A 20,177-nucleotide genomic window follows, 5' to 3' on the forward strand; every position below is an offset into this window, starting at 1 on the left:
CCGGCCAGGGGCCTCGACTCACGGCACCGAGCGGATCTTGACGACCAGGGCGCTGCCGAGCAGGGTGACCACGGCGGTGACCGCGTAGAGCGTGGGATAGCCGCCCAGGTACACCACGAGCGGGGCGGAGAGAGCCGGACCGAGCACCTGCGGCGCCGAGTTGGCGATGTTGATGACGCCCAGGTCCTTGGCCCGGTCGGTGGCCCGGGGCAGCACCTGGGTGATCAACGCGGCGTCCACCGAGAGGTAGACGCCGTAGCCGGCGCCGAGCAGCAGCGCGGCGACGATCGCCATCGGCCAGACCGGCGCGACCGCGAGCAGCAGCGCCGCCACCGCCATGATCAGCCCGGAGACGATCACGTAGATCTTGCGGCGACCGGAACGGTCGGACATCCGGCCGGCGATCACCGCGGTCAGCATCATCCCGAGCGTGTAGAGCAGGATCAGCACCAGCAGGCCGCCCTCGGGGTCGGGGTGACGCACCCCGTCGCTGAGGAAGTACAGCAGGTAGAGGGTGCCCAGGGCGTTGCCCAACTGGACCAGGAACCGGGTGATCCAGGCCCAGGCGAAATCCGGGTGCCGGCGAGGGCTGATCCACATCGAGGCCAGCAGCGCCCGCGTCCGGATCGCCGGCCGATGGGTACGCGGCAGCGGTTCGTCGGGGGTGAGCAGCGCGAACGGCAGCGACAGCAGCAGGATGGCCACGGCGATGGCCAGGTAGCCGGCGGCGTTGCCGGTGACCACGGCGGTGACCAGCACCGCGCCGAGCACCAACCCGAGTGCCTGCGGGATGCCCACCCACCCGGAGACCCCGCCGCGCTGGCGCACCGGGACCCGGTCCGGGATGGCGGCGGTGAGGCTGGCCAGCATCGCGTTGAAGCAGACCTGCGCGGCGACCCAGCCGAGGGCGACGCCGAGGATGGTCCGTTGCTGGGCCAGCAGCACCAGGGCCGTCGCGCCGAGCACGGCCCCGCCCGCCGTCCAGACGTGCCGACGGCCGAACTCGCGGCCGGCGATCCGCAGGCAGGTCCGGTCGGAGAACGCGCCCGCCAGGGGGTTGGCCAGCACCGCTGCCAGCGCACCGAGGCCGGTGACCACGGCCAGCATGTTCTCCTTGTCGCCGGGCGCGATCTGCTCGATCTGTTGCGGCAGCAGCACCTGGATGGGCGTGAAGAACGCCATCCACACGCCGAGGTTGGCCGCGAAGATCAAACCGATCCAGCCGCGCCGCACCGGCACGGTCGGCTCGGCGAGCGCCGCCGGCAGCGACGCCGGCGTCGGGTCGAGGGTGGTCACCGCGCCGACCCGGGCCGGCTGGCCGCGATCACGTCCCGCATCCAGGTGTACGACGACTTCGGCGTACGGGTCTGGGTGGCGTAGTCGACGTGCACCAGACCGAAGCGCTTGGTGAACCCCTCGGCCCACTCCCAGTTGTCCAGCAGCGACCAGACGAAGTACCCGCGGACGTCCACCCCGTCGTCGATGGCGGCCCGGACCGCCCGCAGGTGCCCGTCGAGGTACGCGATCCGCTCCGGGTCGGCCACCTGCCCGTCGGCGTCGGGGGCGTCGTCGTACGCGCAGCCGCTCTCGGTGATCTCGATGGGCGGCAGCGCGTCGCCGTAGGTGTCGCGCAGCCAGCCGAGCAGCTCGCGTAGCCCGTCGGGGGCCACCGGCCAGTCGAAGGCGGTACGCGGGTAGCCGTCCAGCGGCACGAGGTCGAACGGCAGGGGTGAACCCTCCTCGGCAGCCCGTACGCCGCTGGGGTTGTAGTAGTTCACCCCGAGCACGTCGATCGGCGCGGCGATCGTGTCGAGGTCGCCGGGGTGGATGACGCTCGGGTCGAAGCCGGGCAGCTCCGGGTAGCCGCGGCCGAGCAGCGGGTCGGTGAAGAGCCGGTTGTGCAGCGCCTCGTACGCCGCCCCGGCGGCCCGGTCGGCGTCGTGGTCACCGAGCACCCGCACCGGGGAGTAGTTGTTGGCGATCGCCACCGGGCTGGCGGTGTGGGTCCGCAGCGCGGCGACCGCGAGCCCGTGCCCGAGCAGTTGGTGGTGGGCGGCCGGGAAGGCGTCGAACAGCAGCATCCGGCCGGGGGCGTGCACACCCATGCCGTAGCCGAGGCTCATGTGGATGAACGGCTCGTTGAGGGTGATCCAGAGCCGGACCCGGTCGCCGAGGCGGGCGGCGGTCTTCTCGGCGTACTCGGCGAACCGGGCCGCGGTGTCGCGGTGCAGCCAGCCTCCGGCGTCCTCGAGAGGTTGCGGCAGGTCCCAGTGGTAGAGGGTGGCCACCGGGTCGACGCCGGCGGCCAGCAACTCGTCCACCAGGCGGTCGTAGAAGTCCAGGCCGGCCGGGTTGGCGGGGCCGGCGCCGGTGGGCTGGATCCGGGGCCAGGCGATGGAGAACCGGTACGCGGAGACGCCCAGGCCGGCCAGCAGCGCCACGTCCTCGGTGTGCCGGTGGTAGTGGTCGCAGGCCACCTCGCCACTGCTGCCGTCGCTGATCCGCCCGGGGGAGTGCGCGAACGTGTCCCAGATGGACGGACCGCGCCCGTCGGCGGTGGTGGCGCCCTCGATCTGGTGGGCCGATGTGGACACGCCCCAGCGGAAGCGGGTGGGGAACTCGGGCATCGGTGCGGTTGACATGCGCCCTCCCGGTCAACGTGAAACGTGCTCGGGACTTTAGGGCGCTCTCGATGAATGCGCCATAGGCCGGCCTGGCGCAATGCGCAATGGTTGATCGGCGTGTCTTTTTCCGAACCCGTCCAGGTAAGTCCGATTTAGCGCATAGAGTGCCGATATCGTGGGATGTCCTCACCGGAGGAAAGACGGAAATGATCCTCGTGGAACGCAGTGCGCACGTGGCGGCGCCAATTGAAGTGGTCTGGGATGTCGTGCAGCGGGCCGAGCAGTTGCCGGCCTGGCTGGCCGGGGTCCGCGCGGCCGAAGTGCTCTCGGGAGAGGGCTTCGGGCGGCGACAACTGGTCCAGGCGGGGCGCGGCTCGGCGCACGAGGCCGAGGTGATCGCCTACCAGGAGCCGACGCTGATCGGCTGGCGGGAACGGGCGAAGGGCGCCGGTGCTCGTGCGGAGGCGCGCACCGAGATCTACGTCCAACTCACCGGAGACGAGGAGGAGGGCGGGACCATCGTGCGGCTCATCGTGGTCCGCTGGCCGGCCGGCCCGGTCAAGGCGGCCCTCCTGCGCCTCGGACTGCGTCGGGTGGGCGCCGACCTGGAGGACTCGCTGGCCCGGCTCACCGACCTGGCCGCCGTCGGCTGACGAGCGCCCATCCTCCCGGCGTCACCCGCGACGGCGGTGGTCCGGATCCCCGCCAGGGCCCCCGGACCACCGCCGCTCCCGTCCCTTGTTGGCGTCGATCATGGACTCGTGGTGCCTGGTACGCGGTGACGTGTCCCCTTCGTCCACCACCACAACTCCCTGATCGACCCGTTACGGGTGTGGGAAGTAGCCAGAAGGGCCCGGCGCGTCAGCGCCGGGCCCTTCTGGGGTTGTGCTCTTTCTAGCTGTCGCCGCCGGTCTCGCCGACCGGGGCGGCGTTGACGTCGTCGATCGCGTACTTCTTGGCGGCCTCGGCCGGCACCGTGGTCGCCACCGCGCCGCTGCGGGCGAGCTGCCGCAGCGTGGCCACCACGATCGACTCCGCGTCGACGTGGAAGTGCCGGCGCAGCGCGTGCCGGGTGTCCGACATGCCGAAACCGTCGGTGCCGAGCGACGTGTAGTCGCCGGGTACCCAGCGGGCGATCAGATCCGGTACCGCGCGCATGAAGTCGCTGACCGCGATCTTCGGGCCGTCCGCCTCGGCCAGCTTCTGCTGGATGTACGGAACCTTCGCCTCGGCGCCCGGGTTGAGCAGGTTGTACTCCTCGGTCTCCACCGCGTCGCGGCGCAGCTCGGTCCAGGAGGTCACCGACCAGACGTCGGCACCCACCCCCCAGTCCTGGGCGAGGAGCTGCTGGGCCTTGAGCGCCCACTGCATCCCGGTGCCCGAGGCGAGCAGGTTGGCCTTCGGGCCGTCGACCTGCGGTGCCGGCGAGTAGCGGTAGATGCCCTTGAGCAGGCCCTCCACGTCCACGTCGGCCGGCTCGGCCGGCTGGAGGGTCGGCTCGTTGTAGACCGTCAGGTAGTAGAAGACGTTCTCCTGCGCGTCCCCGTACATCCGGTGCAGACCCTGCTCCAGAATGTGCGCGATCTCGTACGCGAACGCCGGGTCGTACGCCACCACTGCCGGGTTGGTCGCGGCGATCAGCAGCGAGTGCCCGTCCTCGTGCTGAAGGCCCTCACCGTTGAGCGTCGTCCGACCCGCGGTGGCGCCGAGCAGGAAGCCCCGGGCCATCTGGTCGGCCGCGGCCCACAGCCCGTCGGCGGTCCGCTGGAACCCGAACATCGAGTAGAAGATGTACATCGGGATCATCGGCTCGTCGTGCGTGGCGTACGCCGAACCGGCCGCCGTGAACGAGGCCACCGAACCGGCCTCGTTGATCCCCTCGTGCAGGATCTGCCCGGTCGTCGACTCCTTGTACGACAGGAACAGCTCCCGGTCGACCGAGGTGTAGCGCTGACCGTGCGGCGAGTAGATCTTCGCGGTCGGGAAGATCGAGTCGAGACCGAAGGTGCGGGCCTCGTCCGGGATGATCGGCACCCAACGCTTGCCGAACTCCTTGTCCTTCATCACGTCCTTGAGCAGACGGACGAAGGCCTGCGTGGTGGCGACCTTCTGCTTGCCGGAGCCGCGCTTGATGTCGGCGAACCGCTCCGGCCCGGGGATGGCCAGCCGCTTCGTGCTGGTCCGCCGGGACGGCAGGTACCCGCCGAGCTGCTCGCGCCGCTCCTTGAGGTACGCCAGCTCCTCGGACTTCTCACCCGGGTGGAAGTACGGCGGCAGGTAGGGGTTGTCCTCCAGCGCCGAGTCCGGGATGTCCAGGTAGAGCCGGTCGCGGAAGGTCTTCAGGTCCTCCAGCGTCAGCTTCTTCATCTGGTGGGTCGCGTTGCGGCCCTCGAAGTGCGAGCCGAGGGTCCAGCCCTTGATCGTCTTCGCCAGGATGACGGTGGGCTGACCGGTGTGCTCGGTGGCCGCCTTGTAGGCCGCGTAGAGCTTGCGGTAGTCGTGCCCACCCCGCTTGAGGTTCCAGATCTCGTCGTCGCTGAGCGGCTCGACCATCTTGCGGGTCCGTGCGTCACGGCCGAAGAAGTGCTCCCGCACGTACGCGCCGGACTCCGCCTTGTAGGTCTGGTAGTCGCCGTCGGTCGTGGTGTTCATCAGGTTGACCAACGCGCCGTCGGTGTCCGCGGCGAGCAGCGGGTCCCACTCACGACCCCAGACGACCTTGATCACGTTCCAGCCGGCACCCCGGAAGAACGCCTCCAGCTCCTGCATGACCTTGCCGTTGCCCCGGACCGGGCCGTCCAGCCGCTGGAGGTTGCAGTTGATCACGAAGGTGAGGTTGTCCAGCTCCTCGCGGGCGGCGACGCCGATGGCGCCGAGCGTCTCCGGCTCGTCCATCTCGCCGTCGCCGAGGAACGCCCAGACGTGCTGCTGGGAGGTGTCCTTGATGCCGCGGTGCTGCAGGTACCGGTTGAACCGGGCCTGGTAGATCGCGTTCAGACCGCCGAGGCCCATTGAGACGGTGGGGAACTCCCAGAAGTCCGGCATCAGCCGAGGGTGCGGGTACGAGGGCAGCCCACCACCGGGGTGCGACAGCTCCTGGCGGAACCCGTCGAGCTGGTGCTCGCTGAGCCGCCCCTCCAGGAACGCCCGCGCGTACATGCCGGGGGAGGCGTGGCCCTGGTAGAAGATCTGGTCGCCACCGCCCGGGTGGTTCTTGCCCCGGAAGAAGTGGTTGAAGCCCACCTCGTAGAGCGACGCCGAGCTGGCGAAGGTGGAGATGTGCCCGCCGACGCCGATCTCCGGGCGCTGCGCCCGGTGCACCAGCATGGCGGCGTTCCACCGGACGTACGCCCGGATCCTCCGCTCGACGTGCTCGTCACCCGGGAACCAGGGCTCGCGCTCCGACGGGATGGTGTTGATGTAATCGGTGGTGGTCAGGGGCGGAACCCCGACCTGGCGCTCACGGGCCCGCTCCAGCAGGCGCAGCATGACGTAGCGGGCGCGTTTGGCGCCGCGTTCGTCGATGACACCGTCAAGCGACTCGACCCATTCGCTGGTCTCTTCAGGGTCGATGTCCGGAAGCTGGCTCGGTAGGCCGTCGCTGATCACCGGGCGCTTGCGTTCCGTAGCCACAGGCGTTCCCTCGGTTGTGTGTGGGATAGGTCTCTAGCGCCATCCTGCCCCCTGGTGGCACCCCTCGTCACGTCTAGGTCCCCCCGACGCGATGCTGAACACAGGTACTCGCCGGTAACTTAGCGCGACGACCGCGTGAGGACTGAGCGGTTTGACCGCCCCTCCTACCGTTACCGCCATGAACGGACGCCGTGTCGCGGTCGCCGCGAGCATGATCGTTGTCGGGGTGGTTGGCCTGGTCATCGGCGCGGTCGCCCTCGCCTCCGGCAACCTGCCGATGGTCGGACTGGTGGCAGTGGGCGCCCTGGTGGCCGTGCTCGGCGGAGGCCTGCTGCGGGACACGATCCGCGAGGCCCGTCTGAGCGGCCCCGCCGGACGTCGTCGCCGCCGCCCGGACCCGGACGGCGGCGGGTACGGCTTCTACCCGATGCCCGCCGGGGACGCCGGAAGCGGGCACGTCGGCCGCCAGCGGGACGGCGACCACGACAGCTCGGACGGTGCGGAGCCGACCGGCGGCAGCGGCGACTCCGGGGGAGGCTGGTCCGGCTGGGGCTGGTCCAGCGGCGACTCCGGTGGCGGCTGGTCCGGTGGCGGCGACTCTGGCGGCGGTGGCGGCAGCTCCTGACCTCACGCTGCGGCAGAATGCGACGTATGCGCAGCGATGTGATCACCGTCCAGACCGGGTCCCGGCCGACCGTCCGGGACATCACCGCGGAGGCCCAGCAGTTCGTCTCGGGCGAGGGCGACGGCCTGCTGCACGTCTTCGTGCCGCACGCCACCGCCGGCCTGGCGATCATCGAGACCGGGTCGGGCTCCGACGACGACCTGATCAGCGCCGTGGACGACCTGCTCCCCACCGAGGACCGCTGGCGGCACCGACACGGCTCGCCCGGCCACGGCCGCGACCACGTGCTGCCGGCGTTCATCCCGCCGTACGCCACGCTGCCGGTTCTCGGCGGCCGGCTGGCGCTCGGCACGTGGCAGTCGATCTGCCTCGTCGACACCAACGGCGACAATCCGACCCGCCAGGTCCGCTTCTCCTTCCTCCCTGGCTGACCACCGCGCCGCCGTCCCGCGTCACGATCCGCGCGGCGTCCCCGGAACTGCCGCCTCGACGGGAGTGAGGCGGCGCGGTGCGCGGATCGTGACGCGTCGGGCGGTTACGGGCGGACGGTCTCCTGCTGGACGGTCTGCTGGCCGGGGTCCGCGGACGGCGCGGCGCTGCGGGCCGCTGACGGGACCGGGTTGTCCGCCGTCTGGTGCAGGCCGGGCACGCGGTCCTCGATCACGAACGACGCCCGGGTGTACGCGGGCGCGCCCGGCCGGCTGACGTACGGCAGCACGTCGAAGTCGGCGGTGAGCTGTCCCGGGGTGATCGTGGTGCGCACGTACCCCCGCAGATTGTTCTGGAAGCGCAGGTGCGGGTTGAACGCGAACCACGGGTGCGAGCCGGCCGCCGAGTCCGCGCCGTCACCCGTCGAGGTGATCGAGGAGCAGACCAGTTCGGTGCCGACGGTGCGCGAGGTCGGGTCGGCATAGTCCAGCTTGAGATCGCTGGCCCAGTGCGCGTGCACATCGCCGGTCAGCACCACCGGGTTGCGTACCCCGGCGGCCAACCAACCCCGGGTGATGCGGTCCCGGGAGGCGACGTAGCCGTCCCAGGAGTCCATGCTGGTGACGGTGAGCGGGCCGGAGTTGTTGTCCCGTTGAGCGAAGAAGACCTGCTGGCCCAGGATGTCCCACTGGGCGTCCGAGCGACGGAAGCCGTCCAGGAGCCACGCCTCCTGCTCGGCCCCGGTGATCGACCGGTCCGGGTCGGATGCCGCCGCGCAGTCCCGGTAGCCGTCGCCGCAGGCCTGGTCGTCGCGGTACTGCCGGGTGTCGAGCATGTGGAACGTGGCCAGCCGCCCCCAGCGCACCCGCCGGTAGAGCTGCATGTCGATGCCGCGGGGGATCGAGGTGCGCCGCAGCGGCATGTTCTCGTAGTACGCCTGGAACGCCGCCGCCCGACGCGCGGGGAACTCCGGGTCCGGTGCCTCGGGCACCTCGTCGGCCCAGTTGTTCTCCACCTCGTGGTCGTCGAACACCACGGCCCACGGCGCCACCGCGTGCGCGGCCTGCAGGTCCGCGTCGGTCTTGTACTGGGCGTGCCGCTGCCGGTAGTTGGCCAGCGTCCGGGTCTCCGGTCCCTCGTGGTCACGCGGGTTGCCACCGGGGACGTTGTACGTGTCCGGGGCGTACTCGTACTGGTAGTCGCCCAGGTGCAGGATCAGCTCCGGCTCGGTCTCGGCCAGCCGCCGGTAGGCGGTGAAGTAGCCGTGCTCGTACTGGGAGCAGGAGGCGAAGCCCATCGCCAGGGCGGCCGGCATGGTCCACGGTGCCGGGGCGGTGCGGGTGCGTCCAGTCGGCGAGACGTGGCGCTCGGCACGGAACCGGTAGAAGTACTCGCGCCCTGGCAGCAGGCCGGCCAACTCCACGTGCACGCTGTGCGCCGAGCGGGTGCGGGCGACCGCCACCCCGCGGCGCACCACATGCCGGAACCGCTCGTCGGCGGCCAACTCCCAGTGCACCGGCACGTCGCGGTCCGGCATGCCGCCGAGGCCGTCCTCGGCCAGTGGCTGCGGGGCCAGGCGGGTCCACAACACGAACCCGTCGTGGTCGGGATCGCCGGAGGCCACACCGAGGGTGAACGGGTAGGCCAGCGGCCGGCCCGGTGCCGCGCCGGCCGTCGCCGGCAACCCGGTGACCGCGCCCGCGGCGCCGATCGCGGCGCCGGACAGCAGGATGGTACGTCGGGACAGTGACACGAATCCTCCCCAGAGTCCGATCTTCCTGACTCCGGGAGCCTCGCGAGCCCCGGTGGCCGACAGGTGACAGTGAGTGGCCCTGCTCGTCGCCGGCAGTCGAACACCGATGGCAGTCGTCGATCCGTGCTGAGCGCCGTCCGACGGGTGTGATCCGGCCGGGCCCTGACCGACGACGCCCGTCTCTGCGTACCATGTGGCCGTGACGCAGGAGGTGGTTCCCGCGGCAGGTGAACGGGTGGATCGGGCCGGTCTCGCCGTCGATGTGGTGCGCCGCATGGCGCACGTCACCGCCGCGCTGCGACACCGGCAGGGCTCCGCGTTCGCCGAGTTGGGGCTCACCCCGGCGGCGGCCCGGGCGCTGCACGAACTGGACCCGGACCACCCGCTGCCGGCCCGGGACCTCGCCGGTCAGTTGGGTTGTGACCGGTCGAACGTGACGGTGCTGGTCGACAAACTGGAGCAGGCCGGGCTGGTCGAGCGCCGCACCGACCCGACGGACCGGCGGCAGAAGACGCTGGTGGTGACCGGGGAGGGTCGCGTCGTGCGGGCCCGGGTGATCGAGGTGATGTCCGACTCCCGACTCCTGTCCGGGCTGAGCGACGAGGAGCTGAGCACCCTTCGTGACCTGGTCTGGAAGGTGTCCGACGGCGGCTGCCCGGAGTCCTTCGGGCCGGAGTGAGCGGACCCCTGCCGGCCGTGTCCCACTGGGCGAGCAGGGCTTCCGTCGGTAATGCTGTCCGACGTGACCACCCCGCAAGATCTCGACGACCGGTTCCGGGAGACGCTGGCGGCGCTGCCTGCCGCCGAGCGACGGCGTGACCCCGCCGACCCGGTCACCGACGACGCCCCGCTGACCGGCGCGCAGGTGCTGGACCTGTTCGACGCGCAGGTGACCAGCCGGCAGCTCGACCTGGCCGGCCGCTGGTTGCGCAGCTTCGGGGAGGGTTTCTACACCATCGGCTCGGCCGGACACGAGAGCAACGCCGCGGTCGCCGCCGCGCTGCGTCCCACCGATCCGGCGCTGCTGCACTACCGCTCGGGCGCCTTCTACTGCCTGCGGGCCGCCCAGGTCGCCGCCAACCCGACGCTGGCCGCCGACTCCGAGCCGCCCGCCGTCCCGGCGCGGACCGTCGACACCGACCCGGACGCCGACCGAGCGCGCCGCGCCGACAGCGAGTCGACCGTCGACGGCGCATCGACACCTGACCCGGAGCCGACCGCCGATCCGCAGGCGTCCGATTCGGAGCCGGCCGGGCCCGAACCGACCTCGGCGACCGGGGCCGCCAACGGGTTCGCGGCGTACGCCGACGCGGCCCGGGACGTGCTGCGCGGGATGGTCGCGTCCAGCCTTGAACCGATCGCCGGGGGCCGGCACAAGGTGTTCGGCCGGGCCGACCTGGCCATCGTGCCGACCACCTCCACCATCGCCTCGCACCTGCCCCGCGCGGTCGGAATGGGACTGGCCGTGGAGCGGCTGCGCCGGCTGGACAGCGCCGGACGGCGTACCGGGGCCGGGGTGCGGGTCGGCAGCGGCGCGGGCGCCACGCACGCTCCCTGGCCACCGGACGCCATCGTGGTCTGCTCCTTCGGCGACGCCTCGGTCAACCACGCCAGCGCCACCGCCGCCTTCAACACCGCCGGGTGGTACGACCACGCGGGGCTGCGCATTCCGGTGCTCTTCGTCTGCGAGGACAACGGGCTGGGCATCAGCGTCCGCTCGCCGGAGGGCTGGGTCGAGGCGACCCTGCGGGCCAAGCCGGGCATCCGCTACTTCAGCGCGGACGGAGCCGACCCGGTGCGGACGTACGAGGTGGCGGCGGAGGCCGCGGCCTGGGTGCGCCGCAACCGGCGGCCGGCCGTGCTGCACCTGCGCACCGTACGGCTGATGGGGCACGCCGGGGCGGACGCGGAGTCGGCGTACCGGAGTCCGGCCGAGCTGGCCGAGGACCTGGACCGGGACCCGCTGGCCGCCACCGCGCGGCTGCTGGTCGACGCCGGCGTGGCGACCGGCGAGGAACTGCTGGCCCGGTACGACGAGACCGGCTGGCAGGTACGCCGGCTCGCCGAGGAGGTGCTGGGCGAGCCGAAGCTGACCTCCGCGGCCGACGTGGTGTCCGCGCTGGCCCCCCGACGTCCGGTGCGGGTCGCGCGGGCGGTGGCCGACGCCGCGGCGCGGGCCAGCGGGCCGGGCGCGGGCGCCCGGGCGGAGGCGTTCGGCGGCAAGCCGCCGGAGCTGGCCGGGCCGATGACCCTGGCGCAGAGCATCAACGCCGCGCTCGCCGACGGGATGCTCGACCACCCGCAGATGGCGCTCTTCGGTGAGGACGTGGCCGCCAAGGGCGGCGTGTACGGGGTGACGAAGGGGCTGCGCGACCGGTTCGGGGCGGCCCGGGTCTTCGACACCCTGCTCGACGAGACGTCGGTGCTCGGGCTGGGCCTCGGTGCCGGGCTGGCCGGGATGCTGCCGGTGCCGGAGATCCAGTACCTGGCGTACCTGCACAACGCCGAGGACCAGCTGCGCGGTGAGGCGGCCACCATGCGGTTCTTCTCGCAGGGGGCGTTCCGCAACCCGATGGTGGTGCGGGTGGCGGGCCTGGCGTACCAGGAGGGGTTCGGCGGGCACTTCCACAACGACAACTCGGTGGCCGTACTCCGGGATGTGCCCGGGCTGGTGGTCGCGGTGCCGGCGCGGCCGGACGACGCCGCGCCCATGCTGCGGACCTGTCTGGCGAGCGCGGCGGTGGACGGCAGTGTCTGCGTGTTCCTGGAACCGATCGCGCTCTACCACACCCGCGACCTGTACACGGAAGGTGACGGGGAGTGGCTGGCCGGCTATCCGGAGCCGGGCGGGTGGGTGGCCGGCCACGTGCCGATCGGGCGGGCCCGGGTCTACCGGGTCGGCTCGGCGGACGACCTCACCATCATCACCTTCGGTAATGGGGTGCGGATGTCGCTGCGGGCCGCGGCCGTCCTCGCCGAGGAGGGGGTGGGCACCCGCGTGGTGGATCTGCGCTGGCTGGCTCCGCTGCCGGTGGCCGACATCATCCGGGAGTCCTCGGCGACCGGCCGGGTGCTGGTGGTGGACGAGACGCGCCGCTCCGGCGGGGTCGGTGAGGGCGTGATCGCCGCGCTGGTCGACGCCGGATATGTCGGTGCCGCACGTCGAGTGGCGGGAGTTGACTCGTTTGTACCATTAGGTCCGGCAGCACGTCACGTACTGGTCTCCGCGGAAGCCATTACCGACGGTGCCCGTACGCTGCTGGCACGGTAAATTCCGTTCCACCCGGTGCGCCACTTGCGCGCAGACCAACAACTGTGTGGACTTTGCCTGACGGTCGTCGCACCGACGCCGCGAGCAGGGACGAGATGAGGAGGCACGCGACAGTGAGCGCGACCGCTGGTCAGGCCGCCGACGGGGTACGCAGCCTGGCGGACCGGTTCGGAATCGAACCGGGGATGGTCGTCATGGAGATGGGGTACGACGACGACGTCGACCAGGATCTCCGAGACGCCCTGACCGACCGCTGTGGAGATCTGGTCGACGAGGACACCGACGAGGTGGTCGACGCGGTGCTGGTCTGGTACCGGGACGGCGACGGCGACCTCTTCGAGTTGCTCGTCGATGCCCTCGGCCCGCTGGCCGACAACGGCGTCGTGTGGCTGCTCACCCCGAAGGCGGGGCGCGAGGGGCACGTCGAGCCGAGTGAGGTCGCGGAGTCCGCGCCCACCGCCGGCCTTCAGCAGACCTCGACCGTCAACGCCGGCCGGGACTGGAGCGGCGCCCGTCTGGTGCTGCGTCGAGGGGCCAAGGCCAAGAAGTAGCCAGCGCCGCTCCGCTCGCCCGACGGTCCGCCCACCGCCGGGTAGCAGGCTGGTGCCGTCACCCCGACTCGACGCCGTCGCCGGTACCGGCGAGGCCGAGCAGCGAGGAGAGTTCGCATGCCCATCGAGGTTGGTGCCGAAGCACCCGACTTCGTGCTCAAGGACCAGAACAACCAGGAGGTCCGTCTCTCGGCCTTCCGGGGCAGGCGCGTCGTCCTGCTGGTCTTCTACCCGCTCGCCTTCACCGGCACCTGCCAGGGCGAGTTGGGCGAGGTGCGCGACAACCTCGGCGAGTACGTGAACGACGACGTCCAGGTGCTGACCATCAGCGTCGACTCGGCCTACAGCCACAAGATCTGGGCCGACCGCGAGGGCTACCAGTTCCCCATGCTGGCCGACTTCTGGCCGCACGGCGCCGTCGCCCAGGCGTACGGGGTCTTCAACGACGTGGCCGGCTTCGCCAACCGGGGCACCTTCGTCATCGACAAGACCGGCGTGGTCCGCTTCGCCGAGATGAACGGCCCGGGCGAGGCCCGCGACCAGCAGGGCTGGCGCAAGGCCATCGCCGAAGCGACCAACTGACCGGGTACGCCGTGCGCCCGGGTCGGTGGCGGGCAGGTAAGCTTGCCAGCCACCGGCCCGCCACACGGGCGATCCGGGCGCGTAGCTCAGTGGGAGAGCACCCGCCTTACAAGCGGGGGGTCGCAGGTTCGAAACCTGCCGCGCCCACCAACACCAACCGTGAGCGGTCAGCCTCAGCCGCTATGACGCGAGGGCCGTGAAGGGGATGGCCGGGCAACGCCTCGTCATTCGGATAGCCGAAGATCACCTGCGAGAAGCCGGTGAAGGTCGCCATCGCCACTCTGTGCGGCTCCTCGGCAACGAAGACGAGACGGCAGCTCCGCTCATCCGCGAGCAACAGCTCACCCGACCCGGCGGGCGACGGGGAAGCTCCCAGGTCCAACGTGACTGCCCGTGACTTCACCGACGGAATTCTATTCGCTTTCTCCCGGGAGTGGATGAGAGCGGACCGCTCCGGACGCCGCCATGATGGGTGGGTGCAGGACACCGTCGCCGTCGCGCTGATCACCTCACTGTCCACCTTGGCCGCGGCCGCCCTGACCGGGCTGGTCGGTGCGCTCAGCACCCGTCGGCAACTGGCCCACCAGCTCACCGTCGCTCGGCAGGAGAGTGCCGAGCGCCGAGCGACGCGTCGGGGTGAGCTGCAGCGGGACGCGTACGTCGGGTTCCTGAGCGCCTGCGACCAGGCGTACCGGCAGTTGGATCGGCGGTGGCTGGACGTCGGCGGGCGTGAGCCAATGCCCGGCTACGACGAGGCGTACGCGGCGACGCGTGCCGTGGACGAGGCGTACAACGTGGTGTTGCTGGAGGGCCCGGCAGAGGTCGCGGCGGCCGGCCGGGCCGTGTTGACCAGCCTCACCACCGAGTACGCCGACCAGCGCCGGCTCGCTGACGAGTCGGGCGACGGGAGTGCGCCGCTGCGCGACCGGCACCGGGATCGCTGGCTCGCTGCGATAGAGGTACGGACGAAGCGCCGGATCTCGTTCGTCGACGCGGTACGCCCGGTGTTGGGTCACGACGGCTGACGAGCCGGCGTCCCTCACCCGTCGCGGCGGCGCGCCCGCCGATCGTCGAGGCCGGGCGGCGCCGGATGGCGCGTCGACGCCGCCCGGGTTCCTCAGCTGGTGAAGCCGCCGTCCACGTTGACCACCGCACCGGTCACGTAGCTGGCCTCGGGGCTGGCCAGGTGCGCTACGGTGGCTGCGATGTCGGCGGGGCGCGCGTACCGGCCGACGGCGGTGAATCCGCTGATCGCCGCCGCGTTCGGTCCGTCCGCCGGGTTGGCGTCGGTGTCCGTCGGCCCGGGATTGACCAGGTTGACGGTGATGGCCCGTGGGCCCAGTTCACGGGCCAGGCCCCGGGTCAGCCCGACCAGCGCGGTCTTGCTCATCGCGTAGAGCGTCAGCCCGGGAAAGACCGCCCGCTCACCGACGTTGCTGCCGATGCTGATGATCCGGCCGCCGTCGCCGAGGTGTCGCAGGGCCGCGCGAGCGGCGACGTACGGTGCCCGGATGTTGACCGCTATCGTCTGCTCCAGCTCTGCGGAGCCGAGCTGGTCCAGGGCGCCGACCAGGAACACCGCGGCGTTGTTCACCAGGATGTCCAGCCGACCCAGTTCGGCGGCTGTCCGGTCGACCGCGCCCCGCACGGCGTCCGGGTCGGCACCGTCCGCCTGGATCGCCAGCGCGCTGCGGCCCAGCGCCTCGATCTGCTTCACCACGGCCGCGGCCCGCTCGGCGTCCTGCCGGTAGGTCAGCGCCACGTCGGCCCCGTCCTGCGCCAGGCGCAGCGCGATGCCGGCTCCGATGCCCCGGGAACCGCCGGTCACCAGGGCGACCCTGTCGTTGAGTGTCGTCGTCATGCAAACGATCATCTGGGCGCGCCGCCCTCCCGTCTGGCGGCCATCGGACGTCTCGCTCCGACCTCCAGGTCCGATTCCCGCGATCCTCGACGGCCTGCCGGCCCGGCGGACCGCCATGATCCGCGCAACGTCACGGCTCCTGCTGCCTCACCAGGCGACGAGACAGCAGGATCACCCAAGTTGCGCGGATCTTGCGAGGTGGGGGAGGGTGGGGGCGAGCGATTCGGGGAGCGTGGTCGTGCAACTGGCAGGCATTGGCGCGGTGCTGTTCGACATGGACGGCACCCTGGTCGACTCCGACGCCGCCGTGGAGCGGGCCTGGGAGCGGTGGGCCGCCGAGTACGCCGTCGACCCGGCGGCGGCGCTGGCGATCGCGCACGGCAGCCCGGCCGACCGGACCATCCGTCGGCTGCTGCCCGCCCTCGACGATGCGGCAGTCGTCGTTGCCGCAGCCCGGCAGTTGGCGATGCAGTACGACGACCTGTCCGACGTGACTGCCACCCCCGGGGCGCACGAGCTACTGAACTCGCTGGCCCGATTGGGGTTGCCCTGGGCGGTGGTGACCAGCGCCGACGCGCGGCTTGCCGAGGCTCGGCTCGGTGCCGCCGGCATCAAGGCGCCGGTGCTCGTCACGGTGGAGGACGTCAGCGTCGGCAAGCCGGACCCGGAGGGCTATCTGCGGGGCGCGGCGTTGCTGGGCGTACCCGTGGCACGGTGTCTGGTCGTCGAGGACGCCGAGGTCGGCCTGCGGGCCGGTCGGGCGGCCGGGGCGATGACCGCCGCACTGAAGGGGCTCGACGGCGACCTTCGCCTGCGCGACCTGGCCCAGCTGGCGCACCAACTGGAGTCGACGCCGTCGGCACCCTGACCACTGTCAACCAGGTCGCCGTTGAGTCAGGCGAACCGCGGTCAGGGCGATCAGCAGCAGTGTGACGCCGAAGAGCAGGGCGTTGAGGGCGACGGTGGGGTAACCGAGGCGGGGTACGTCGAGGAACGGGTAGAGATAGCGGTCCTCGGCCCCGCCGAAGGCGCCCCGGACCAGGATCACGGTCAGCCACAGCAGCGGGTAGCCGAGCAGGCTGACCACGTACGCCGGACGCAGCGCGGCCCGAGGCCGGCGGTTGAGCCACTGCGCGGCGGCCAGCGGCGGCACCACGGCGTGCAGCAACAGGTTGCCGGCATCGGAGGCCAGCCCTCGGGCCTCGGGGATCGCCACCATGGCGTAGCCGCTCCATGGGTTGACCAGTACGAGGACGAAGACCACCGCGGTGCCGACGAGGTAGACGGTGAGCGCGGTGCGCACCCGGTCACCGCATCCGGCCAGCAACACCAGCAGGTAGGCCAGGTCGACCTGCACTGTGAAGTAGAACAGCAGCTCGACGGGTTCCTCTCGGGCGGCGATTCCGGCGAGGGCCAGCCCGACGGCGAGCACCACAGCGGTGCTCACCCGCAGGACCCGGTCGGCCACCGGCGGACGCTACCACCGTCGCATCGATGAACGCCACGACGAGCAGCCGCGCCCGGTTCCCGGCGCCGGGCCGGCTGGTCGCTCCGACCTGGCCTCCGCGTCACCTCGCCGCGCCTTTTCGATGGCAGCTCCCGCCGCGCTGACGGGCGGCAGCGACGCGTACAGCTTGACCAGCTCGGCCAGGTAGCGCTCCGCGGACCAGTCCGTCGCCGCCGCCCGGCCGTCCCGGATCACGGCCCCGCGTAGCTCCCGCTCGGTCAGCAGCCGGGTGAGCAACGCCCCGAACGCCGCCGGGCTGGGCTCGGCCACCGGTCGGGTGGTGCCGGTGCCGGGCCGCTCGGCGAGCAGAGCGTCCACCATGGCCACCGGCAGTCCGTACGCCTCGGCCTCGGCGAGCACCAGGCCCTGCGTGTCGGTGGTGGAGGCGAACGCGAGCACGTCCGCCGCCCGGTAGTAGGCGCCGACCCGGTGGCGTGGCACCGGACGGAGCAGGTGCAGCGCGCCGGTGACGCCGTACCGGCGGGCCATCCGGCGGACCGCGAGCCGGTGCCGCCGGGCCCCGAGCAGCACCAGCCGTGCGGCCGGCAACTCGCGGCGGACCTGGGCGAACGCGGCCAGCAGCAGCTCGGAGTTCTTCTCCGGCGTGGCCCGTCCCACAGCGAGCAGCACCGGCGCGTGCGCCGGGATGCCGAGTCGGGCCCGCAGCCGCCGCCGATCGTCGGCGTCGGCGTGCGGCGCGGCGGCAGGGGTCGGCAGGACCACGGTCGGTGTAGGCCCCGCCATCATCGCCATCATCGCGGCGGTCTTCGCCGAAGGGGCGATGAGGACAGTGGTGTGAGCCAGGAGGGTTCGCCCGAGCGCCGCCAGTCGGGCCTGTCGACTCGGCCCGGGGTGCGCGAGGGCCCACAGGTCGCCCGCCCGCCAGCGCAGGCCCAGCCGCAGGCCGGCGTACGCGGCCCCGATCGGGATCTCCGGGTAGTGCGCGGCGTACGCGACGAGGTCGGTGTGCCAGGTCAGCACGGTGGGTACGCCCCGGGCGGCGGCCCACCGCAGGCCGGCGACGCCGAGCGGTCCGGTGGTGTGCACGTGCACCACGTCGACAGGTGCGCTGGGGGGCCGGGGCAGCGCCAACCGGTACGGCCGGGTCGGCACCGACAGCGAGGGAACCTCGCCCGGTCGGCGGCGACACCGGGACAGTGGGCCGGGGCAGTGCAGCACGACCCGGTGCCCGGCGGCGCGCAGCAGCGCCACTGTGGTGCCGACCGAGGTGGCCACCCCCTCCGGGTTGGTGAGGTGGCTGTCGCTGACGTGGGCGATCCGCACCTTGCCATCGTGGCCGGCCCGCGCACCCCGGCCGTCCCGTGCGCCCCCGGCCGGGGAAACGGTTGGCGTGCCCGGGCCGGTTCTGCTGCACTACCCGCTGGCGACGACGAAGGGGGAGACGCTGTGGAGTTGACGTTGACGCCGATGACGGCACCGGAGCTGGACCGCTTGCGGGGGCCACTGGTGCAGGGTTACGCCGAGGACCTGGTGGCGCACCGGGGGATGACCCCGGAGGCGGCCCTGGAACGGTCGGTCGGCCAGATCCGGGAGTCGCTGCCGGCGGGCGTGGCCACCGAGAGGGCGTTGCTGCGGGTGGGCCGGGTCGGCGACACCGAGGTCGGCTGGATCTGGGTGACCCTGCCGGCGGCCGCCGCCCCGGACCAGGCGTGGATCCACAACATCGAGGTGCACGAGGAACACCGGGGACGCGGGTACGCACGGCGGATGATCCAGCTCATCGAGGCCGAACTCGCCCAGCTCGGCGTGCCCGAGCTGGGTCTGAACGTCTTCGGCACGAACACCGTGGCGATCGGCCTCTACCGCAGTCTGGGCTTCGAGGTCACCTCACAGCAGATGGCGAAGCGCCTCACCCCGGCGAGCTGAGCCGGCGGCGGCCCGGGACGGGTCCCCTCGGCAGGACTGTTCACCTGCCCAGCGGGAAACCGGCGCGGACCGCACCTGGGGAGGAGCGACGGATGACGCACGGCGCCGGACTGACCATCGGTGTGCTGGGCTCGTACGGTGGGCGAAACCTCGGCGACGAGGCGATCCTCACCGGCCTGCTCACCGATCTGCGTACGCAGGAACCGAACGCCCGGATCATCGTCTTCTCCAGGAACCCCGAGCACACCAGGGCCGCGCACCCGGACGTCGAAGCGGTGCCCTGGGAGGGAGTGAGCCGTACCGACTCCGCCCTGGTCCTGGCCCAGCTCGACCTGCTCATCCTGGGCGGCGGCGGCATCCTGTACGACCGGGAGGCCCGCCGTTACCTGCGGGTGGTCCGGGTGGCCCAGGAACGCGGCCTGCCGCTGATCACGTACGCGGTGGGGGTCGGGCCGCTCAGCGACGGGGTGGACACCGGCATGGTCCGGGAAACGCTCTCCAGCGCGACCCAGGTGACCGTCCGGGACCAGGAGTCCCGGATGGTGCTGGAGGAGGCCGGTCTGCTCAACCCGATCACGGTCACCGCGGACCCGGCGTTCCTCCTGCAACCGGAGGAGTTCCCGGCCCACCTGCTGGCCGAGGAGGGTGTGCCGGTCGGTAAGCGCCTTGTCGGGATCAGCGTGCGGGAGCCGGGCCGGGCCGCCGAACGCCTCGACGTGGACGGCTACCACCGGTTGCTGGCCCAGATCGGTGACTTCCTGGTGCACCGGATCGACGCGTACGTGCTGTTCGTACCGATGGAGCGCGACGACATCCGACACTCCCACGGGGTGCTGTCGCACATGGTCGCCGCCGAGCGGGGTCGAATCCTGCACGGCACCTACTCTCCGCAGCAGGTGCTGGGGCTGATGCGCCACTTCGACCTGGTCGTCGGCATGCGCCTGCACTTCCTGATCTTCGCGGCGATGGTCGGTACGCCGTTCCTGCCCCTGCCGTACGCCGGTAAGGTCTTCGACCTTGCCCAACGACTCGGCGTGCCGGCGCTACGCGGCGTGGAGCGGGAGGTCGAGGGGCCACTGCTGGCCGAGGTCGACCGGCTCTGGGACGAGCGGGAGCAACGCGCCGAGGCCACCGCACGACGGGTGGCGGAGGTCTGCGATCAGGCGCGGGGCACCTCGGAGGTCACCCGCGGCGTGTTGGAGAGCCTGCGCAGCCAGGCCCTCACCCGGGTCTGAGCCGGGCGGGTCACACCGCCGGGCCGGTCCACCGGTAGCGCCACTCGCGGGCCTCCTCGCGGGCGGTCTCCAACTCGTAGATCTGCGCGTCGGCCAGCCCGCCGGAGCCGATGTGATGGTGGGTGAGCGGCGGACGGCCGTTGCTGTCCAGTTCGACGGTGATGGTCTGCCCGTCCGCCGTGCCGCCGACGAGAAGGATCTGCACGGATGAAGCCATGC

The 20,177-nt window shown here is 71.9% G+C and carries 19 protein-coding genes and 1 tRNA gene; 12 read left to right on the top strand and 8 right to left on the bottom strand.

Annotation, left to right across the window (positions count from 1 at the left end):
* Positions 1–18: 18 nt before the first annotated feature.
* Together ABTW72_RS18660 and ABTW72_RS18665 are read right to left on the bottom strand one after the other, a co-directional pair.
* A complete protein-coding gene (locus ABTW72_RS18660; RefSeq protein WP_350860307.1) occupies positions 19–1,296 on the bottom strand; it encodes an MFS transporter in 1,278 nt (425 codons plus the stop codon).
* Positions 1,293–2,642: a GH1 family beta-glucosidase gene (locus ABTW72_RS18665; RefSeq protein WP_350860309.1), complete on the bottom strand. Its 1,350-nt coding sequence runs from the start codon at positions 2,640–2,642 to the stop codon at positions 1,293–1,295. Before ABTW72_RS18665 ends, ABTW72_RS18660 begins: the two co-directional genes overlap by 4 nt.
* Positions 2,643–2,830: 188 nt before the next feature.
* Here ABTW72_RS18665 and ABTW72_RS18670 point away from each other — a divergent pair, with 188 nt between their 5' ends.
* Positions 2,831–3,277, top strand: a complete 447-nt coding sequence (locus ABTW72_RS18670) for an SRPBCC family protein (RefSeq protein WP_112582592.1) — start codon at positions 2,831–2,833, stop codon at positions 3,275–3,277.
* Positions 3,278–3,518: 241 nt separating this feature from the next.
* Here ABTW72_RS18670 and aceE read toward each other — a convergent pair whose 3' ends face one another.
* Positions 3,519–6,257, bottom strand: a complete 2,739-nt coding sequence (aceE, locus tag ABTW72_RS18675; RefSeq protein WP_350860311.1) for a pyruvate dehydrogenase (acetyl-transferring), homodimeric type — start codon at positions 6,255–6,257, stop codon at positions 3,519–3,521.
* Between the two features lie 178 nt (positions 6,258–6,435).
* Between aceE and ABTW72_RS18680 the strand changes: the two genes are divergently transcribed.
* Both ABTW72_RS18680 and ABTW72_RS18685 read left to right on the top strand, forming a co-directional pair.
* Positions 6,436–6,882 carry a hypothetical protein gene (locus tag ABTW72_RS18680; protein ID WP_350860313.1) on the top strand — a complete coding sequence of 149 codons (447 nt, stop codon included), beginning with the start codon at positions 6,436–6,438 and terminating at the stop codon, positions 6,880–6,882.
* A 26-nt stretch (positions 6,883–6,908) separates the two neighbouring features.
* Positions 6,909–7,313, top strand: a complete 405-nt coding sequence (locus ABTW72_RS18685; RefSeq protein WP_350860315.1) for a YjbQ family protein — start codon at positions 6,909–6,911, stop codon at positions 7,311–7,313.
* A 104-nt stretch (positions 7,314–7,417) separates the two neighbouring features.
* Here ABTW72_RS18685 and ABTW72_RS18690 read toward each other — a convergent pair whose 3' ends face one another.
* Positions 7,418–9,064, bottom strand: a complete 1,647-nt coding sequence (locus ABTW72_RS18690) for an alkaline phosphatase D family protein (protein WP_350860316.1) — start codon at positions 9,062–9,064, stop codon at positions 7,418–7,420.
* 274 nt (positions 9,065–9,338) lie between these two features.
* Here ABTW72_RS18690 and ABTW72_RS18695 point away from each other — a divergent pair, with 274 nt between their 5' ends.
* The 6 genes from ABTW72_RS18695 to ABTW72_RS18720 all read left to right on the top strand — a co-directional run bounded on the left by ABTW72_RS18695 (position 9,339) and on the right by ABTW72_RS18720 (position 14,493).
* A complete protein-coding gene (locus ABTW72_RS18695) occupies positions 9,339–9,743 on the top strand; it encodes a MarR family winged helix-turn-helix transcriptional regulator (RefSeq protein WP_350860496.1) in 405 nt (134 codons plus the stop codon).
* Positions 9,744–9,794: 51 nt separating this feature from the next.
* On the top strand, positions 9,795–12,335 hold the full coding sequence (locus ABTW72_RS18700) for a thiamine pyrophosphate-dependent enzyme (RefSeq protein ID WP_350860318.1): 2,541 nt from the start codon (positions 9,795–9,797) through the stop codon (positions 12,333–12,335).
* Positions 12,336–12,448: 113 nt separating this feature from the next.
* The gene (locus tag ABTW72_RS18705) at positions 12,449–12,886 is read left to right on the top strand and encodes a DUF3052 domain-containing protein (RefSeq protein ID WP_030330240.1); all 438 of its coding nucleotides are present in this window, start codon (positions 12,449–12,451) and stop codon (positions 12,884–12,886) included.
* Between the two features lie 117 nt (positions 12,887–13,003).
* Positions 13,004–13,468, top strand: a complete 465-nt coding sequence (locus tag ABTW72_RS18710) for a peroxiredoxin (protein ID WP_350860320.1) — start codon at positions 13,004–13,006, stop codon at positions 13,466–13,468.
* Positions 13,469–13,543: 75 nt separating this feature from the next.
* Positions 13,544–13,618 (top strand) — tRNA-Val (locus ABTW72_RS18715).
* 326 nt (positions 13,619–13,944) lie between these two features.
* Positions 13,945–14,493 carry a hypothetical protein gene (locus ABTW72_RS18720; protein WP_350860322.1) on the top strand — a complete coding sequence of 183 codons (549 nt, stop codon included), beginning with the start codon at positions 13,945–13,947 and terminating at the stop codon, positions 14,491–14,493.
* Between the two features lie 92 nt (positions 14,494–14,585).
* On the opposite strand, the gene ABTW72_RS18725 is transcribed toward ABTW72_RS18720, so the two are convergent.
* Positions 14,586–15,329, bottom strand: a complete 744-nt coding sequence (locus ABTW72_RS18725) for an SDR family NAD(P)-dependent oxidoreductase (protein ID WP_350860324.1) — start codon at positions 15,327–15,329, stop codon at positions 14,586–14,588.
* Positions 15,330–15,567: 238 nt separating this feature from the next.
* Between ABTW72_RS18725 and ABTW72_RS18730 the strand changes: the two genes are divergently transcribed.
* The gene (locus tag ABTW72_RS18730; protein WP_350860326.1) at positions 15,568–16,197 is read left to right on the top strand and encodes an HAD-IA family hydrolase; all 630 of its coding nucleotides are present in this window, start codon (positions 15,568–15,570) and stop codon (positions 16,195–16,197) included.
* A gap of 6 nt (positions 16,198–16,203) precedes the next feature.
* On the opposite strand, the gene ABTW72_RS18735 is transcribed toward ABTW72_RS18730, so the two are convergent.
* Both ABTW72_RS18735 and ABTW72_RS18740 read right to left on the bottom strand, forming a co-directional pair.
* A complete protein-coding gene (locus ABTW72_RS18735) occupies positions 16,204–16,797 on the bottom strand; it encodes a Pr6Pr family membrane protein (protein ID WP_350860328.1) in 594 nt (197 codons plus the stop codon).
* A 9-nt stretch (positions 16,798–16,806) separates the two neighbouring features.
* Positions 16,807–18,120 (bottom strand): glycosyltransferase, encoded by a 1,314-nt coding sequence (locus ABTW72_RS18740; protein ID WP_350860330.1) that lies wholly within the window; start codon positions 18,118–18,120, stop codon positions 16,807–16,809.
* 123 nt (positions 18,121–18,243) lie between these two features.
* Here ABTW72_RS18740 and ABTW72_RS18745 point away from each other — a divergent pair, with 123 nt between their 5' ends.
* Both ABTW72_RS18745 and ABTW72_RS18750 read left to right on the top strand, forming a co-directional pair.
* Complete coding sequence (locus ABTW72_RS18745; protein ID WP_350860332.1) at positions 18,244–18,723, top strand: GNAT family N-acetyltransferase; 480 nt, start codon at positions 18,244–18,246, stop codon at positions 18,721–18,723.
* Between the two features lie 92 nt (positions 18,724–18,815).
* On the top strand, positions 18,816–19,958 hold the full coding sequence (locus ABTW72_RS18750; protein WP_112675897.1) for a polysaccharide pyruvyl transferase family protein: 1,143 nt from the start codon (positions 18,816–18,818) through the stop codon (positions 19,956–19,958).
* 10 nt (positions 19,959–19,968) lie between these two features.
* Here the strand turns inward: ABTW72_RS18750 and ABTW72_RS18755 are convergent, their stop codons facing one another.
* Positions 19,969–20,175 carry a DUF8847 domain-containing protein gene (locus ABTW72_RS18755; RefSeq protein WP_088949546.1) on the bottom strand — a complete coding sequence of 69 codons (207 nt, stop codon included), beginning with the start codon at positions 20,173–20,175 and terminating at the stop codon, positions 19,969–19,971.
* Positions 20,176–20,177 lie beyond the last annotated feature (2 nt).

Origin of the sequence: Micromonospora sp. NPDC127501 (assembly GCF_040302185.1) — a bacterium.
GTDB lineage: Bacteria > Actinomycetota > Actinomycetes > Mycobacteriales > Micromonosporaceae > Micromonospora.

Coding starts and splice junctions, on each gene's coding strand:
- ABTW72_RS18665 (WP_350860309.1), bottom strand. CDS start 2,642: ATGTCAACCGCACCGATGCCCGAGTTCCCCACCCGCTTCCGCTGGGGC.
- ABTW72_RS18670 (WP_112582592.1), top strand. CDS start 2,831: ATGATCCTCGTGGAACGCAGTGCGCACGTGGCGGCGCCAATTGAAGTG.
- ABTW72_RS18680 (WP_350860313.1), top strand. CDS start 6,436: ATGAACGGACGCCGTGTCGCGGTCGCCGCGAGCATGATCGTTGTCGGG.
- ABTW72_RS18685 (WP_350860315.1), top strand. CDS start 6,909: ATGCGCAGCGATGTGATCACCGTCCAGACCGGGTCCCGGCCGACCGTC.
- ABTW72_RS18695 (WP_350860496.1), top strand. CDS start 9,339: ATGGCGCACGTCACCGCCGCGCTGCGACACCGGCAGGGCTCCGCGTTC.
- ABTW72_RS18700 (WP_350860318.1), top strand. CDS start 9,795: ATGCTGTCCGACGTGACCACCCCGCAAGATCTCGACGACCGGTTCCGG.
- ABTW72_RS18710 (WP_350860320.1), top strand. CDS start 13,004: ATGCCCATCGAGGTTGGTGCCGAAGCACCCGACTTCGTGCTCAAGGAC.
- ABTW72_RS18725 (WP_350860324.1), bottom strand. CDS start 15,329: ATGACGACGACACTCAACGACAGGGTCGCCCTGGTGACCGGCGGTTCC.
- ABTW72_RS18750 (WP_112675897.1), top strand. CDS start 18,816: ATGACGCACGGCGCCGGACTGACCATCGGTGTGCTGGGCTCGTACGGT.
- ABTW72_RS18755 (WP_088949546.1), bottom strand. CDS start 20,175: ATGGCTTCATCCGTGCAGATCCTTCTCGTCGGCGGCACGGCGGACGGG.